We start from the raw sequence: 16114 nt of genomic DNA on the forward strand, positions 1-16114 counted from the left end.
GTCAATGGCCAACGACAGGGAGAAAAGCTTAATACGAAATGTAACGAAAATGACTCAAAATAGAAGGTATGTCCAAATAAGCGGGGTTAATCCGAGAGAAGCGCTTTGTCGATGGTTCGTGTAGATAACTTATGGTAGGATTTAATGGTGTTTTGTAAATTTCTCCAAGTACGACACGGTACATAAGGGTATTGCCAAATGAAATCAGTGCATTTACAGGGTCTCTCGGCGGTTGCTTCTCCCGCTTTTCCAGCACGAAATCTTGCTTAAAAATATGGTTAAATGCCTGGTAATACAGGTGGCGGATTTGCCCCTCTTTTCCCATTAATTCTGGAATAGACATCGTTTTTTGCAATTGGTCATAAAGGATTTGTATTTCTTCAATATGTTGCATGGTTTCCTCTTTATGACTTCGTAAATTTCGCAACATATGATGAACAGCCCCATTCAAAAATTGGTAGGCTATATATAATCTTTTATTCCTATCAGAATAATGTTCACTTTGTTTGACAATCACATATCCAGATTCCTTGCTTTCTCTTGGGTAGTATGCACCAGAAAAAAAACCATAGTAGTTATAAAACTGTAATGAAATACCATATTGGCTTAAATACGTCAAGAGCTTGCTGTTTATATCAACTTCTCCAAACAAATGTAGCGTTCTAATTTTCTCAATCGGGAGCGGCTTCTTTTCACCATCTTCTCCCTCAAAATAAATCGTATTGTTTTTTCGTTTTAACCTTCCATTGGAAAAAACATAATGGTCACGCATCATCTTCGTCTACCTCCCTTGCATAACAGAAACCAAAATAAGCACAAGATTTACAATATGGTACTTTTACCACTTTAGGAGGAGAAAGTTCATCGATAACTTGATAAACTCCGGCAATAGCTTGTTTGACCTCTTGCTGCTTCTCGTTTGTTAAAACTATTTCAACCGTTTTCTTTTCTTTTGTATAGCTGATTAACCCTTTTTTATCGATTCCCCTTAACGCAAGCTGATACAGATAAAAAAGCATTTGCATTTTATCTGATTCCATCATTTTACTTGAGATCTTGACTTCCCTGACATATTCTCCATCCAATGCATCGATCTTAAATGCACCATCGATTAAAATTTCTTTTTTCTCCAAACGAGTATAAGATGTTTCATGAAGTACCTTGCCTTGCATAACCCGGTCCGATTCCTCTTCCATGCCAATTCCCTTTTTATATAACCATAACTTGCGCTTACACAAGACATAGTAGGCAAGATCAACTCCACCCACTGTTTGCATCAGCTGCATGATATGCTCTCCTCCCTATGAAAATAGGTCTTCAGACTGAAGGAGTAACCCTTTTTCAGAACTATAACCGCAATGGATATAAAATAATCCTTTTATTTCCTCTATCTCAGATAACCCCACTTTTTCAGCTCGATATTTGTTTACTCCAACGCTATAAGATTCAATACCATTCCTATAGCGTCTTTTTTCTTGCTTTGATTGTGCATTTCTCCATGCTGCTAGACTTTTTTGAAATTCTTCCTGTTCTATAAATACAGCAGGAATCGCCTGAACCTGATGGATGTCGCGAAGTAACTCCTGAGCTTTTCCTTTTTTAAAATCAGGATCATAATGGGGGCGGTTTTTTAATTCTTCTAACGTTTGAATAAACTCATTTTTAAAGTTACTATTTTCCAATTTTTTCTCATCATAGAGTTCTCTAATCATTTCTTGCTTGACTGACTCCAACAATAAACCTTCTGAATGTTTTTTCAGCAATTCCAGGCTCCGCTCATAAATTTCAGGATGATATACACCTCTCGTTTTGTTGACACCTGACACATCTTCTGTCAATACATAAACGTTCACTTTGTCAACAGGCTTTAAACCTTTACGGTTGCAGCGTCCATAACGTTGAAATTGACTATCCAAGGATGACATTTCTGTGTAGAGCATATCAAAGTCAATATCAAGACTGGCTTCTACAAGCTGCGTTGTAACCCATACCCCACATTCAGCATTTGTTGCAAATTCAATAATCTGCTTCTCCAATCGGCTACGGTCTCTTTTCGTAAAACGCGAATGCAATAACCAGACAGGCGCCCCCAGACTATGTAAGCAATCATAAACTTTACAAGCACGATCCACTGTATTGCAAATAACAAGAATTTTTTTCGAAGCACTGTTTGTCACTATTTCCTCCACAATTGGATTTTCTAGAATCGATTGTGCCTTTAACACGACATTGTGCCTTTTAACAGAATCATCAATAAATTCTTGGTATAATAGAGGTTTTTTTGATGAAGAAAGTTCTCTTTGAAGTGCTTTAAAATAAAAATCAGGAAGAGTCGCAGTCATAATCATAAAGGAACCTCCAATTGCATCGATCATCGTCATCGCTCTAATGAGAACAGCTGCAATTTTCGGGTCATATGCCTGTAGCTCATCGATAATCACTTTGGATGTAGCCATTGTGGCATATTCCTTTTCAAAGCCTAAATAATAAAACGGAAATTTCAGAATCTGATCAATAGTTGAAATGACAAGCTTATTAGCAAACTCCTTCGACTGGCTGTGTACCTTTTCAAGAATCCCATCATTTCCTTCTTCCTGGTCATACAAATAATCAAGGCTAGTAGAATGAAGAAGTCCTGTCGCTTCCTCGCCCAATTCTTCTTGTTTTTTTGTGAAAGCTATATTATCTTCTTTGGTGATACGACTGTACATAGCATTAATGCTAACACGCAGAGGAAGGGTAAAAAAACCTTTCTTGTTTCCAAGCCAAAAAAGTCCGGCTTCTGTCTTACCCATGCCTGTCTGCGCAACAACAACTAAATGATGGTCTTGATGTGATTTTGTGAAGATCTGTAGAGGTTTTTTGTCGACTTTTAACCGTTCGAAAAAACGGTTCACATGAGCACCTACATCCATTTCCGCCGCCAACTCAATAGGGACATGAGCAGAAGCGGCATGATCAAGTCGGTGCAAAAAGCCTTTTAAGAGGATGTAGCGGAAATACATATCATCATAAGGAAGAATTCTTCGTTCAATTTTGCTGATTTTTGAGCCTAGAACTTTTTCGTCAATGATAATACCGAGCTGTTTCTCAATCTCCATTTTTAAAGGAAGGATATTTTCCTTATAGTTTGACATAATGTACTGCTTATCCGGGAGTAATCCCCGCTCATGGTGATAAGCAACGACTTGAGCAACAAGCATAGACTCATCTTTTCCCAATCCTAATAACTTGAAGGGGATTGCCATAACCGATAGTAGATTGTGAGGAATAGGATTCGAACTCGCTTCAGGTAATAAAGGTTCACCGATGACGTTTCTAATTTTATTTTGAAACACAGTATCCGCCTTGCCAACATCATGATACTTCACCGCCAATTCAAGCAACTCCCAGTCTCGCTCTGACAGCAACGGCAGTGATGATTGATAAATTTTTTTGAATGCAGCCAAACGTTTAAGAAGCTCATCCGTATGTTCTTTGATCGATTCTACCGGAGAAGATTTTGCATAAAATTCCATAAAAAAGCCCCCTTATTAGAAGAGGAAAGCAGGTCGCTTTCCTCTATTTTTTACGGAAAAAATAGTAAATCTCCATGAGAATCTTTGGCTAATTCTTCATACTCGGCTATAGATTCTCCTGCAAGAACATATCCTACATGAATTTTATCCCAAACCCTTACTCCCTTTACAACCCGGTATGTCCAATTTAATTTATAAGGAAAATGCGTTTCAGTAGAAATAAAATTCATTGGGACATACGTATCATACTTTAATAGAGGTTCATCTTGGCATTGTGCTAATTTGACAATCTCACACTCGTCAACCCGAACCAAATCTTCCCATCGACCAAGGCTCAAATGAGTTGTCGTCGCGTTAATTTTACGCTCTAATTCCAGGAGAATTTCAGCCTCTGCCTGTACGTGAATAAGCAGTTCGACATCATAAAGCATGTGCATATAAATCGGCATCGTTGTGACGTCTTTCATTTCCCGCTCGATTCCTAAACCATCAACAGTCAAGGCAAATTCATCGGTGATGTCCTTCTTAAAGAAATAATGAGTTTGGTAGTCTGTTGCTAACGTATCATATCGTCCTTGTATACTAATTTTCATCGGAATAAGTGAAGTAGCTTCCAAGACGGCATGCAGCATTCCCTTCACTGTCGAGTAAGGCGGTAAAGGATACGTTTCGGAAACTTTAAACGCAAATGGCTTTTTATAGCAGGCTGTTTGCTGATACAGCTTTAAGCGCAAGGCTTTCATTACACATTCACTCCGTAGTAATCTCGAATCTCATTTTTAATTACAGTGAAAAAATCCTCGATTGATCCTGCTTTGCCTTCAACTACGCTAGCAAATTCCCCCTCATTACCAAACATGCCTGAGACATAGCCAATATGGGTTTGCTCTCGAATCGATTGGCCCGCAAAGGTTGTATCCGTTACGTCCTTTAGTGCATTTACATTAATATTCCAGCTATGTGATTGTGCCTCCAGATTCACTCGGCCCAGAAAAAACGGATTGGCTACCTGGTACACACCCCCAATGATAAAAAGAGGAGCCAGACTTTCTTGACGACCACGAATATTCCGATTCAATAATTTAATAATTTCAAGCAATTGCTCTATTCGATCCAGTCGTGTTTCTTGGCTCAGCTCTATATCACCATCCTTTCCAACCTTGTCTAAATCAATGGTTATCGTGTAAGAATAAAGACTCTCATGCTGTTCAATGTTAGCCAAATTCGGGGTCTCCTGAATACGTTCTGCCAACCCCATATTATTAAGAAATTCCATGTCGCTTCGATAGGGTTCAAGAGAAACTGCATGGGACAAACGGGCAACGGCCGGTCGCTTTTGTGATTTCTTCCCAGTTTTTAAATAACCAAATAAGTCCATCTCAACAGAGTCAGCAATCGAGACATCTTCTCTGAATTGCAACGTTCCTTTCGTCTTATCAACCGTTTGAAGATTCCACTCAAACCACTCGTTTCCAAGGCGAACAATATCATAACGAATGCTTTGCCGGGAAGCAAAAGTTAACACGTCTCCGTTGCCACGATGAATTTTCTTTAATTCAGAAATATTGGCAATTCCCTCACCATAGTTTAATGAATTCGCTTGAAATACGACGGTAAAAGATAACGCCTTACCCATTTGTCACATCTCCTTTATCTTTATTTGTTTGTTCTTGTCCCAACAATCCGGCAATAAACGCACTGGATATGGTATCAAAATCCAATCCTTCCTCTCTAAAAGAGTCAACAAAAATAGAAGGAACTTCAAGATCTACAGCCATATGAATACGGAAAATTGTATCCATAAAGGCACTTTTATTTCCTGCTTTTGCAGAATTCAGTAAACGATAGGCAATGCCCTCAAGCTTTTTCCTACCGCTCGCCCGGTATGGTACCCCTTCTCCTTCTTGACTTTCATTACGATCGTTTACCATTTCTTTTCTTACATCCGCTCCACGATAATAAACATAGGATATGGTTTTATCATAATTCGTCATGTCTTCCACTCCTTTTTTCGCTTCCAGAATTCGCTTGCGTTCACGCGTTGCATGAAATGCCCCCATTGCGTGAAAGGGTTCTGTTACAGCCACTCGTAAATAGTCAAATACGATTTCTTTAGGATCAACTCCTTTTAAAACAGTTCTAAAGAAAGAATCTTTAAAATCCCGGTGAAGAAGTAAATCTAGTGCTTTTCCATGTTTAGTCAAGTACCGGGCAAGATAAGCAGGCATGTGATAGTAGTCTATTAATGTTTTTTTCATATCGTAATCTGAATACATTTCAAGAAAAAAGTAGGAATTTTTGATTTTCTTTGCTTTATCAACAGATTCGTGCAGCAATCCGACTATTGCTTCTTCAAAGCTCGATCCCTTACCCCGCATCTTTTGATACGTAATATTTTCTTTAATCACTTCTGCAAAATGCTTTTGCGAGATGATAATTCCGGCAAAACGCAGCGATTCATTGGTCTGCTCATTTCCCAACCTTCTCGAATAGAATGCCATCCCAAAAGGAGCAATAAACATTACCAATCGCGCCACCGCACTCATGGGAACCGGAAGATGCCTGTCAAAATCCCAGCTAAAATTCACTGCTTTATTTTTTGAAAAAGACAGTGGAGAAAAAATCATTTCCTGATAAGATTGTGTTGAGATAAACCCATCAATAAAACTGCAGGGCAACCATTCATCATTCAAATACTTCCGAATATTTTCCACACTCTCATATTCTTTTATTTGCTTCAAAATCTCTTTAAACGGCTTATAGGAATGAGATTTTATGGGTTGATATTCCTTATGTTCTTCCAAAAACGTAATGATCTCTTTGTGTGATGTTGCTTCTTCTAAAATCTGGGCAAACTCAATTTCACGCTTAGCGGGTTGAATAAAATCAGCTTCAATTTGTGCAATATGTTCTTCAGTACTTTTCGAATTAAACGTCGGTTGAAGGATGGAAGTTTGGCCATAGAAGGATTTCAGAATCATCGTTTTTGCAAAATTCAACGTCAACTTTTCATTAATAAACGGTGTTTTCATGATGTCACCATATTGTTCTATCGTCTCTCTAATTTTTGGAGCTTCTTCTGGTTTTTTTACCTCTTTTAGCTCCTCCATCAATTCTTTTAAACACTGGCATTCGCCTGTTTCAGAAAAATTTTGTTCTACCTTTTTATATTGATCGTTCATGCTTTTTCGTACATCAGCTGCGCATTGTTTCGTCTGCTCAGGCTTTTTTTCCGCCTGGCGGGCATACCATTCCAATCTTCTAACGTCACGTTTCACAATGCTAAACGCTTCAATAAGTTCTCTAACATACTTCTCGGCAAGAGTATCGAGAATCTCCTTGCGCAGCAGAATCCCCGTCGCTGTTCGCGGCAATTCTTCTTCCGAGTAAAGCTTCGCCAGACCAATGCAGCCAGCTGCCATAGGCCACTGTTCTGCATCTATATGAATGGACATGCTCACATCCCCTCACCTTCATAATCTACCAAACCGAAATAAGCTGTACGTTTACCAAGACCCAACTGATAGAGTAATTGCAAGTCCCGCGGATCCCCTTCCAGCATAAATAAGCCTTTATACGTAGTGAAATAAAGGTAGGAATCAGATTTCAAGTGTCTATTTCTTTCCTTTATAACGGCTTTGTTCATATGTATAGGTGTAAAGCGAAGCTGTTCATGAAGATCTCTATTTGCAAACTGCTGCACTTGCAAATTGGCATAGTAATTTAACTCTGTTTCATAATTGGCATCCGTTGGGGACAAAGGTTTTCCGTTTTTATCTTCGATTAAAATTGGAGAAATGGTTCTCAGTATAACTTTTCTATTTGTAATCGTATGTTCGTTTAGCAGTTGGATTTGTGATTGAAGCCATACTTCATCATTCACTTGATATTCCTTGACTTTCCGAAGTCCATTAAAACAGTGAACACAAAATTCTATATCAGGGCTGCTAATCGTGATCTTTATTTTATCAAGATGAATCGTGGTGTCCTGTAGAGAGAAGTTGTGCAAAAAAACAGCGAAGGAATACGGCTTCATTTTATTTCCTGATTGTTCAAAAAGTTGTTCATAATATCGGCCATTTGCCAAACGAACCGCTTCCTTAATAAGACCATATACTTTCATCCGGTATGTCAGATCCAACACATTTACTTTATAACTGACAACAAAGCGCATAATACACCTCCTATTATATATTTATTGAATAGGTATACTTTCCATTTCTAATATAACATTATTTTCCTACTCAAACAACTATTTTTTGTAAAACTTTAAAACTATTCTAATACTATCCTCTATTCCAATAATACTTGCTAGTATGACAAATACTGTCACAGAACAATCGTTCGTAATCATTTAAGAGAATAAAGAAAAAACTTAAAAAACCTCTTTGAAAAAATTCAAAGAGGCAAAGGTTAGCATTAATTTTTTCCGCTACGTTCAAATAAATTTTATAGTACATATCAATAAATAAATAATATTTATATCCCACACCGTTCAAATAGTAGTCTGTGTTTATTTCTGATATTGTCGAAGCATTTGTTCATACTCAATTCTAAGTTGTTCTCGTACCTCCATAGGCTCCAGAACTTCTGCATTTATACCAAATGAACGGAGCCATCTCATAAATTCTTTTTTGCTTTTCACTTTTGTTCTTAACAACAGCGAGCCATCCTCTACTTCTTCTAACGAAGTATTAATATAAAAATCATACTCATATATATATCGAGCGACTTCCTTATGAAATTTAACGACAAAATTTGTTGGTTTAGTGTCTTCTGCGAAAATGGACCAGCGATTCGCTAAATACTCTGAAATGTTGAAAGTCTTCGGAATAGTAAAAGTTTGTTCTAGTACTTTAATCGTTTGAATACGGCTTAATCGAAAAATACGAACCTCCTGACGAAAATGACAAAAAGCAATTAAATAAAGGTGCCCACCCCGAGGAACTAGATAATAAGGATCAATTCGAAGTCACATTTCTATAAATAGAGTAATACGATACATGAATGGATTTATTTTCAATAATAGCTTCAATCAGGGTAGGCATCACATTCGTTTGACAAGAGTCTCTGTGTTGGTCTTTAAATAAGATTCGTTCCCCCAATTCAGAGCTGATAGGAATAATTGTTTTATGATTTTTAATATTTTTCCCTATCTTTTCAAGTCCCGATCGATAAGCATGATGAAAAGGATGTTTTCTAGAAACGATATCACCGGTAAGGAGCGGAAAGAGAATAAGCGCCATCCATTCATCGAAAGTTAGATTACAGTTAGTGTTCACAGGCTGATGTATAAGTTTATACCCTTTTTTTCCTTCATTTGTATAATAAAACCCTAAACTCTCTAAATCTTTCATATCCCTGTAAATACTGCGAACCGAAGTTTGACAATCTTTTGCTAACTCTTCTGCCGTGGACGTTTCATGATTGTTCAAATATTTAATAATATAGAATAATCGTTCAACTTTTTGCATGCGTGACATAGCTTGCCTCCCCACATCATCCACCATAATACATTATAATACGTCTATTCTCGCAACAACACCTTTTTCATATGGTTCATTGTAAAATGAAATGCAACAAATAAAATATCACAAAAGCCACGGTAATTCCGTTATGATTAAGTCGACCAAACCAATTCATAACAGGAGGAATTACCAATGGCTCGCTCTTATCGTAACACAAAGAAACGAACCTTTACACATTTGAATGCATTTGATCGTGGTAAAATCCAAGTTCTGTGGAAACAAGGGAAGTCCCTACAAGCGATTGCAAACGAGATCGGCTGCCACAAATCCACGATCTCACGAGAACTCAAACGTGGCAGAGTCACCCAAAGACGATCGGATCTAACGGAACATACCGTCTATTTCCCTGACACTGGACAAGCCGTTTACGAAAAGAACCGTTCTCATTGTGGTGCGAAGTACAAACTTGCTCAAGCCTCTGAATTCATCCAATTCGCTGTAGAAAAGATGCAAAAGGATCACTGGTCACCTGATGCGATTTGTGGCTATGCCAAGGCTCAGAAGCGATTTGAGAATGCGATGGTTTGCACGAAAACACTGTATCATTATATCGATCTAGGTTTGCTCCCAGTAAAGAATATCGACCTGCCCTTGAAAGTGACCCGTAATACGAAACAGAAGCGAATACGGCAGCATAAGAAAGTTCTCGGTACAAGCATCGAGCAACGCCCGCCACATATCGATGAGCGTAAGGAATTTGGCCACTGGGAGATCGATACCGTGCTAGGATCTCGTAAGCAGGGAGCAGCCCTTCTCACATTAACAGAGCGTAAAACACGCAAGGAACACATGATCAAGATCGATCAAAAGACAGCAGACAGCGTGAAGAAAGCCATGCAGGCACTCAAGAATATCTATGGCTCTACCTTCTCAAGTGTCTTTAAGACGATCACATCAGACAACGGCTCTGAATTTAGCGAACTAAGTCATGCCATTAACCCAGCACAAGTAGAAGTGTATTACACCCATCCCTACACATCGAGCGAAAGAGGAACAAACGAGCGTCACAATGGACTGATTCGTCGATTCATCCCCAAGGGCAAATCAATTGACGACATCGATGAGTCACTTATTGCCTACGTGGAAAACTGGTGCAACACGCTCCCCAGAAAAATATTGGGCTATCGATCACCAAATGATCTTTACCATGAAGAGTTAAAATCGGTCGTTTAATCTTACAGATTATGGATTGTCGTGTGTTGTTGCATTTATTCTTGCAATTTAAGTAATTTTTTGGTAAATATACCAAATCATTATATGAAAGGAGGAGCCCGTTGGCGGTTTTACAATGTTGTTTCACGCCATCGGTAAGATGTTTGGTTTGCACTAAAACACAGTATTTAAATTGGGTGGTTGAGGGAGAATTGTCATGAATCTCCCTTCTTTCAAATAAGATTTGGACACGATTTCCTTCAAAGTTCGGACAACGAACACCGTCAAGCTCTGGACAATATAGTATGTCATTAACATTACAGCATAAACACCGTTCGAAAATTCGCGAACGGTGTTAAAAGTAGTTGTTTAATGTATAGACCAGGAAGCACCTTAACTCGACTTCGAAATTTTCATGGCATCTGCTGATTGAGCAACTGTATTATAGGCGGGTTCTTCATGAAAACTCAGGTCTAAGCCCATCAATTCTTCCTCTTTGCTTACACGTAATGATATAAATAAGCTGATTACTTTTAAAATAATGAACGTTCCTACGGTTGCTAAGATAATCGCTGTAGCTACACCTACACATTGATGAAAAAGTTGCTGAGGATTCCCATAAAGCAAGCCATTGTTTCCAGCTGGATTTACATCTTTAGTCGCGAAAATGCCCGTAGCAACAGCCCCCCATATACCGCCTATACCATGGACCCCAAAAGCATCTAACGTATCATCATATTTAAAGCGTGCCTTGATAAAATGTATAGCAAAATAACAAACAGGAGCGGAAATAACTCCAATAATTAAAGCGGAAGGAATCGTAACATAGCCTGCTGCAGGAGTAATTGCAACCAATCCGGCAATCGCTCCGGTTGCAGTCCCAACAAGAGTCGGCCGTTTTCGGATGATCCATTCGATAGCAAACCAGCCAATCCCCGCTGCACATGCGGCCACGTGCGTATTGGCAAAAGCAAGTGCTGTTACACCATTAGCAGCAAGGGCACTCCCCGCATTAAAACCAAACCAGCCAAACCAAAGGGTAGCGGCCCCTATTAGGAAAAGGACAATATTGTGCGGGGCATGATCTCTCTTTAAATGTTCAAACCTGGGACCAATCACTATGGCAGCTGTAAGAGCACTAACACCCGACAGAATATGAACGACCGTTCCGCCGGCAAAATCCAGTTCACCCATTGTGAACAGCCATCCGCCGCCCCATACCCAGTGAGCCATTGGTGCATAAACAAAAGTTACCCATAAAGCTGAAAAGAGAACCCATGCTGCAAAGGAAATACGTCCTGCAATGCCTCCGGAGATAATGGCAACCGTAATGGCCGCAAAAGCACATTGAAATATTGCAAAGATATAGTGAGGAATCGTGAGCGTGCCAAGAGCTGCTTCCTCCCCTACTCCGTTAAATCCTAAATAATCAAATCCCCCTATCACCCCTGCAATATCTGGTCCGAAGCTAAGGCTGTATCCCCATAGCACCCAAACAACAGAGACGATTAAAAGACTGACAAAGCTATGCATCATTGTGGAAACAACGTTTCGTTCACTGACAAGTCCCCCATAAAAAAGAGCGAGACCCGGTACATGCATAAAAATCACAATGGCTGTAGCAATCAACATCCATGTTGTATCTCCTGTATCTATTTTAGGAGCGTTTTCTGCCCCAAATACGTCTAACGGAAATATCATGAAAAGCCCTAGTGCTAAAGCTAAGAAAGAACCTCCTTTTTTAAACAAAGCGATCATATTATAACCTCCTCTATTCTTTCATCATATGATGGTGATTATGACTGCTCATATTTTGTTTATTTTCCGTGTGATTGATGTCTAAAAAGGTGGCCATTCCAATAAGAAGGATTGGTATAGCTATCGTCACGAGAAAGGAATAAGACCGGTGTGCCTGCACATCCTTCTTCACTATTTCCTTATGGATAAGCATCATAATGGAAGAAACGCTAAAAAGGTAGATAGCATCCATGGGGATAATCAAAAGCGTAGTATGATTGACCGGCAGCATCTCTCCTAACATCGCTCCCATCATACTTCCCATCAGACTGGCAGCCAATGCTTCTATAACAGCCAGTAAGCCGAACGGCTGACCGATAAAATAAGCGATAAGCATACTTATCAGGATAGCCAAAACGGTAGAAACAGCTAACTGACCTTGAAGTAGAATGGCTGAAAACAAGCCGACCATTAAACTGCTTACCATTCCCATAGCCATCGTGATGCTTTTCCCTGTCATTGGGCTTACATGTTGTTTGTTCGGACAAACTTTGGTTCTATAATAGAGTGTAAAAAATAACACCATAAGTGCACTAATGCTCAGTAACATATCCCACCTCCGGAAAATGTAATTTTGTTTTCCGTTGTGGAAAAAGGAGCCGGCAGAAGAGATTCCAACTCCTTTTTCCCTAAATTAATGCTGGCAAGAAGAACCAGCTTTCGTATGGCATGATTTCGGTGTAGGACGCGGTAAATCAATCGCAGGGTTACGATCAAAAAAACCAACCGGCTTTAATTGGAAGTTAATATAAGCAGTTGGCATGACCGGCCAATCTTCCGGGCGAGTAATATGATGGTGACCCATTGTATACCACACCACGATATCCTCATTCTCAATATTGCGGTTGGCCTGGGCATATTTTGTTAATCCATCGCCGCCTTTGTGCTGGTTCGGATATTTTCCGGAAGCATACATTTCATCACGGTCAAATTTTGTCACGTGCAAATGATTTTTAATAAATCCTGCCCGTTTGATCAGGCTGGAATCGTCGTAGGCGAAAGGAAGACAATTTTCACCCGGCATAATCTTGTATCCTACCGGCTGTCCCACAGCGTTCAATGAATTCGGGTTAATAATTTTCCATGTGCGCTGAGAGGCCAGATCCATAATACGCTGGGCTTCTTGCTCTGTTTTAAAGGTTTTTGTTTCAATATAGAACGCGTTATTATAAGGATTATGTTCCCCTCTCGTTTCCGGTACTGTATTAATTTCCACCACGGAATTGTTGGTTCCATCTAATTGTGTATCGAGGCGGAAGTTAAAGAAATGCTGGTGGAAAGGTGCATTCAGCTGCGGCGCTATCATTGTTCCATATTTCGGTTTTTCGCCTTCATCAAGGGCGCCCGTATTTAACATTCCTGTTAATTTGACTTCCATTTCCATCGTTCCGTCTTGATAGAAAGACCAGAAAAATCCGTAATCATAGTTGGCAACCGTTGCGAAAAATGAAATGACCAGGCGGCGCGAACGTCGTACTTCTACTTCTTCCGTTCTCCAGTCCGTATGTTTCCAGGCAACTCCATAATCTTCCTCATGCAGGCAAATCGCATTAGGAATGGTTTTTATACTCCCTTTGCTGTCCGTCATGACGGCATCAAAATAACGAATTTCACCCAGGCAGTCACAACCGAGGGTTAAGGAATTCGCTAATTGGCCCATCCCATATTCCCCGGCATCAAACGCATTTTGACGGTTATGCATGTCACTTGCTTCCCCATAAGGAACGACCATTTCTGCTAGTGAAGCGCGATAAAGGATCGGGCGAATCTTTCCTTTATCTTCAAATCCTACTGTGTGAAGAACAAGTCCTTCTCTCGGAGTAAAGCTGAAACGGAAATCCCATTTTTGCCAGCGGATATGATGCCCGTCTACTTCAAAGCTAGGACCTTCCGGCTGGATGATCTCTAATGGTTTTACATCTTTCCGTAATTCAATAGAATCAGAGGTTTCCGGTGTGTAGTTTCCATCGAAAGGAGGTAGCGGCTTCACGGCGTAATCTTCTATCCGCATTACTTCCATCTTATTTAAATCAACTACGGCAATAAGGCCTGTCAGCGGATAAGCATATCCATTGTCATTTGGAAATTTCCTGACCCAGGCTAATGCGCGTGCTACCCTTTTTCCTTCATCTTCTTCCACATTAAAGTAACCGGCAGACCAGGGGTCAATCATCACCAAATCAGGGTCTGTCACACCGCGTTTTAATAGAGCAGCCTGATAGTCAGGATTATTTTTCACCGCTCGTTCACATTCCTCAAATTCATCCAGCATAAAGCCCGGTTGAACATCTGGAATATGCTCCCATGAGACAACCTCTTCGTTTGTAATCGAAACAACTGCTTCGTACGTTTTTTCTTTGGCATTATCTAAAATAATAATGAAGGCTTCGCGGTTAACAGGATCTCCTTCTTGATAATTTAAGACTACTTCTTTTAAAGGTTCTTGTAATACCACCTGGGCGAATCTCGCAGAACTGCTTATATTCTGTTTCTCTCGTAAAATCGCGACTGCTTTTGTAATTTCTTCAGCTGTTAAAGGCTCTAAAGGATGAGAAACTTTCTGTGCTTTTATTTCTTGTGTTTGCATAAGATAATCCTCCCTTTACATAGTTTCTAAAGTTATTTCGTCCTCTTAAGAATAATTACTTTTACACTGTTTTTATTGTAAAAAACGAAACTATGTAAAATATATGTCATAATTTCTTACACAACGTTAGACTCCACCTAATTTCGCATATTATCATTTATTTAATTAAAGGCTTTAAAACAAGATGTAATTTAGGAGGGATACATTTTGACTAATTTTATAAAGTTAAACGAAAGATATTATTTTCCCTCTCAACCAGAAATCCAAATCAGCACAAGTTCTTACGAAGAATCAAAACCTATGGATTCCCCCATGAGCAAAGATATTGCATTATTTTATCAATTCAAAACCAACAAAGATTCACTCACTTCTCTTTCACTCATTCCTGATGGTTGTTTTGATATATTATTTTGCTGTAGTCCAAAGAACCCCTCTGCTTTTCTTTGGACCAGTCCATTCCAGCGACGTAAGCAACCGAATTTTCAAAATGACTGCGATTATTTTGGAGTTAGATTTTTCCCTGAGCAAGGAGCAATAAAGTTGAATTATTCAATGAGAGAGCTTTTAGATAAGCAAATTCCATTATTTGATGTGATGTCCGCAGATTCATTTATTGTGGAGGTAATAGCAACCGGAATGTCTTTTGGGGAGAGGATTGAACTGTTTAAAAAGTTTATGAAAAGGATTCATTTTGATGTAGGTTATGATCAAAAGATTGTTGACTATGCTATTCAGAAAATTTACTCATCCAATGGTATGTTAAATATTAGCCAATTATCAAAATATATGGGATACTCGGAGCAGTATATACGTAGAAAGTTTGAGGAGTATATCGGATTTTCACCAAAACAGTTTTGTCAAATTGTTAGATTTCAAAATTCTTTAGATCGATTTCTTCAAATAGATGGCTCTGACTTATTAGATATCATTCATGAAAATGGATATTATGATCAAGCGCATTTTATTAGAGGATTTAAAAAAATGATTAATTTAACACCGAAACAATATAAAGAAAAATTCCCCTAGGAGTCTGTCCGACGAAACAGGGATATGCCCCTTCCGTCGCGAAGGCGATGTCGCGAGAGCGAATGAAGCAAGAGATGAAACGCCTGGAATCCGGATTCCGAGTCCCGCATCATGGACACGAAGACCCAAGGCATGATTCAAGGATATAACCCGCAAATCGCTGTGGACTCCGACCATGGCATCATCGTAGGGCTTCAAATGAGCAACAGTAGCAGTGACCAACAACAATTTCAGGGTGCTCTTGATTCCATCGAAGCAAACACAGGAAGCATGCCAAAGAAGACCAGCGCAGATGCTGGCTACTTCAGTGCAGACAACATTAAAGCAGCGGATAAAGCCAAGGTAGACGCCTACATTGCCGCGTCCAAAGAAGGCAAAGGGCACGGGAATCCCTATGACAAAAACAACTTTACCTACGTGCCGGAATCGGATACGTACGTTTGCCCTGCCGGAAAAATCCTGACCCTCAAGCAAACCGTTCATGAGCATAACGCCGACAAAGCAAC

At 39.5% G+C, this 16114-nt stretch carries 15 protein-coding genes; 3 read left to right on the forward strand and 12 right to left on the reverse strand.

All coding sequences use genetic code 11. The features are described 5' to 3' along the window. Positions 1–28: 28 nt before the first annotated feature. The 9 genes from cas1 to H525_RS0114025 all read right to left on the reverse strand — a co-directional run bounded on the left by cas1 (position 29) and on the right by H525_RS0114025 (position 9001). On the reverse strand, positions 29–775 hold the full coding sequence (gene cas1 / locus H525_RS24185) for a CRISPR-associated endonuclease Cas1 (protein WP_245590489.1): 747 nt from the start codon (positions 773–775) through the stop codon (positions 29–31). Next, positions 765–1286, reverse strand: coding sequence for a CRISPR-associated protein Cas4 (gene cas4 / locus H525_RS0113990; protein ID WP_027416710.1), 522 nt, complete (start codon positions 1284–1286; stop codon positions 765–767). Before cas4 ends, cas1 begins: the two co-directional genes overlap by 11 nt. Positions 1287–1301: 15 nt before the next feature. Further along, the gene (locus H525_RS24190) at positions 1302–3518 is read right to left on the reverse strand and encodes a CRISPR-associated helicase/endonuclease Cas3 (RefSeq protein ID WP_051331050.1); all 2217 of its coding nucleotides are present in this window, start codon (positions 3516–3518) and stop codon (positions 1302–1304) included. A 50-nt stretch (positions 3519–3568) separates the two neighbouring features. Then, the gene (gene cas5b / locus H525_RS0114000; protein WP_027416711.1) at positions 3569–4261 is read right to left on the reverse strand and encodes a type I-B CRISPR-associated protein Cas5b; all 693 of its coding nucleotides are present in this window, start codon (positions 4259–4261) and stop codon (positions 3569–3571) included. Next, positions 4261–5154 carry a type I-B CRISPR-associated protein Cas7/Cst2/DevR gene (gene cas7i / locus H525_RS0114005; RefSeq protein WP_027416712.1) on the reverse strand — a complete coding sequence of 298 codons (894 nt, stop codon included), beginning with the start codon at positions 5152–5154 and terminating at the stop codon, positions 4261–4263. The genes cas5b and cas7i overlap by 1 nt, the downstream gene beginning before the upstream one ends. Next, positions 5147–6973, reverse strand: a complete 1827-nt coding sequence (locus H525_RS0114010) for a hypothetical protein (protein ID WP_027416713.1) — start codon at positions 6971–6973, stop codon at positions 5147–5149. Before H525_RS0114010 ends, cas7i begins: the two co-directional genes overlap by 8 nt. Before the next feature lie 2 nt (positions 6974–6975). After that, positions 6976–7692 carry a CRISPR-associated endoribonuclease Cas6 gene (cas6, locus tag H525_RS0114015; protein WP_027416714.1) on the reverse strand — a complete coding sequence of 239 codons (717 nt, stop codon included), beginning with the start codon at positions 7690–7692 and terminating at the stop codon, positions 6976–6978. A gap of 339 nt (positions 7693–8031) precedes the next feature. Further along, on the reverse strand, positions 8032–8484 hold the full coding sequence (locus H525_RS29615) for a helix-turn-helix transcriptional regulator (protein ID WP_081413414.1): 453 nt from the start codon (positions 8482–8484) through the stop codon (positions 8032–8034). Further along, complete coding sequence (locus tag H525_RS0114025) at positions 8480–9001, reverse strand: helix-turn-helix transcriptional regulator (RefSeq protein WP_027416715.1); 522 nt, start codon at positions 8999–9001, stop codon at positions 8480–8482. Before H525_RS0114025 ends, H525_RS29615 begins: the two co-directional genes overlap by 5 nt. A gap of 177 nt (positions 9002–9178) precedes the next feature. On the opposite strand from H525_RS0114025, the gene H525_RS0114030 reads away from it, so the two are divergent. Continuing rightward, entirely contained in the window at positions 9179–10219 is a 1041-nt protein-coding gene (locus H525_RS0114030) for an IS30 family transposase (protein WP_027416716.1), read from the forward strand. A gap of 372 nt (positions 10220–10591) precedes the next feature. On the opposite strand, the gene H525_RS0114035 is transcribed toward H525_RS0114030, so the two are convergent. The 3 genes from H525_RS0114035 to H525_RS0114045 all read right to left on the reverse strand — a co-directional run bounded on the left by H525_RS0114035 (position 10592) and on the right by H525_RS0114045 (position 14582). After that, positions 10592–11854 (reverse strand): ammonium transporter, encoded by a 1263-nt coding sequence (locus tag H525_RS0114035; protein WP_211237016.1) that lies wholly within the window; start codon positions 11852–11854, stop codon positions 10592–10594. A 115-nt stretch (positions 11855–11969) separates the two neighbouring features. Next, positions 11970–12455 (reverse strand): hypothetical protein, encoded by a 486-nt coding sequence (locus H525_RS0114040; protein WP_155837302.1) that lies wholly within the window; start codon positions 12453–12455, stop codon positions 11970–11972. 174 nt (positions 12456–12629) lie between these two features. Then, positions 12630–14582 carry a primary-amine oxidase gene (locus H525_RS0114045; protein WP_027416719.1) on the reverse strand — a complete coding sequence of 651 codons (1953 nt, stop codon included), beginning with the start codon at positions 14580–14582 and terminating at the stop codon, positions 12630–12632. Positions 14583–14789: 207 nt separating this feature from the next. On the opposite strand from H525_RS0114045, the gene H525_RS0114050 reads away from it, so the two are divergent. After that, complete coding sequence (locus tag H525_RS0114050; RefSeq protein ID WP_027416720.1) at positions 14790–15608, forward strand: helix-turn-helix domain-containing protein; 819 nt, start codon at positions 14790–14792, stop codon at positions 15606–15608. Positions 15609–15719: 111 nt separating this feature from the next. Beyond that, the coding region (locus tag H525_RS0114055; protein WP_027416721.1) for a transposase at positions 15720–16114 on the forward strand (395 nt) is incomplete at its 3' end.

This window comes from Aneurinibacillus terranovensis DSM 18919, assembly GCF_000430625.1.
Classification (GTDB): Bacteria; Bacillota; Bacilli; order Aneurinibacillales; family Aneurinibacillaceae; genus Aneurinibacillus_B; species Aneurinibacillus_B terranovensis.

Excerpts from the sequence above, each read along its gene's own strand:
- cas7i (WP_027416712.1), bottom strand. The coding sequence starts at position 5,154 with ATGGGTAAGGCGTTATCTTTTACCGTCGTATTTCAAGCGAATTCATTA.
- cas4 (WP_027416710.1), bottom strand. The coding sequence starts at position 1,286 with ATGCAGCTGATGCAAACAGTGGGTGGAGTTGATCTTGCCTACTATGTC.
- H525_RS0114030 (WP_027416716.1), top strand. The coding sequence starts at position 9,179 with ATGGCTCGCTCTTATCGTAACACAAAGAAACGAACCTTTACACATTTG.
- cas5b (WP_027416711.1), bottom strand. The coding sequence starts at position 4,261 with ATGAAAGCCTTGCGCTTAAAGCTGTATCAGCAAACAGCCTGCTATAAA.
- H525_RS0114045 (WP_027416719.1), bottom strand. The coding sequence starts at position 14,582 with ATGCAAACACAAGAAATAAAAGCACAGAAAGTTTCTCATCCTTTAGAG.
- cas1 (WP_245590489.1), bottom strand. The coding sequence starts at position 775 with ATGATGCGTGACCATTATGTTTTTTCCAATGGAAGGTTAAAACGAAAA.
- H525_RS0114010 (WP_027416713.1), bottom strand. The coding sequence starts at position 6,973 with ATGTCCATTCATATAGATGCAGAACAGTGGCCTATGGCAGCTGGCTGC.
- H525_RS24190 (WP_051331050.1), bottom strand. The coding sequence starts at position 3,518 with ATGGAATTTTATGCAAAATCTTCTCCGGTAGAATCGATCAAAGAACAT.
- cas6 (WP_027416714.1), bottom strand. The coding sequence starts at position 7,692 with ATGCGCTTTGTTGTCAGTTATAAAGTAAATGTGTTGGATCTGACATAC.
- H525_RS0114040 (WP_155837302.1), bottom strand. The coding sequence starts at position 12,455 with ATGACAGGGAAAAGCATCACGATGGCTATGGGAATGGTAAGCAGTTTA.
- H525_RS0114025 (WP_027416715.1), bottom strand. The coding sequence starts at position 9,001 with ATGTCACGCATGCAAAAAGTTGAACGATTATTCTATATTATTAAATAT.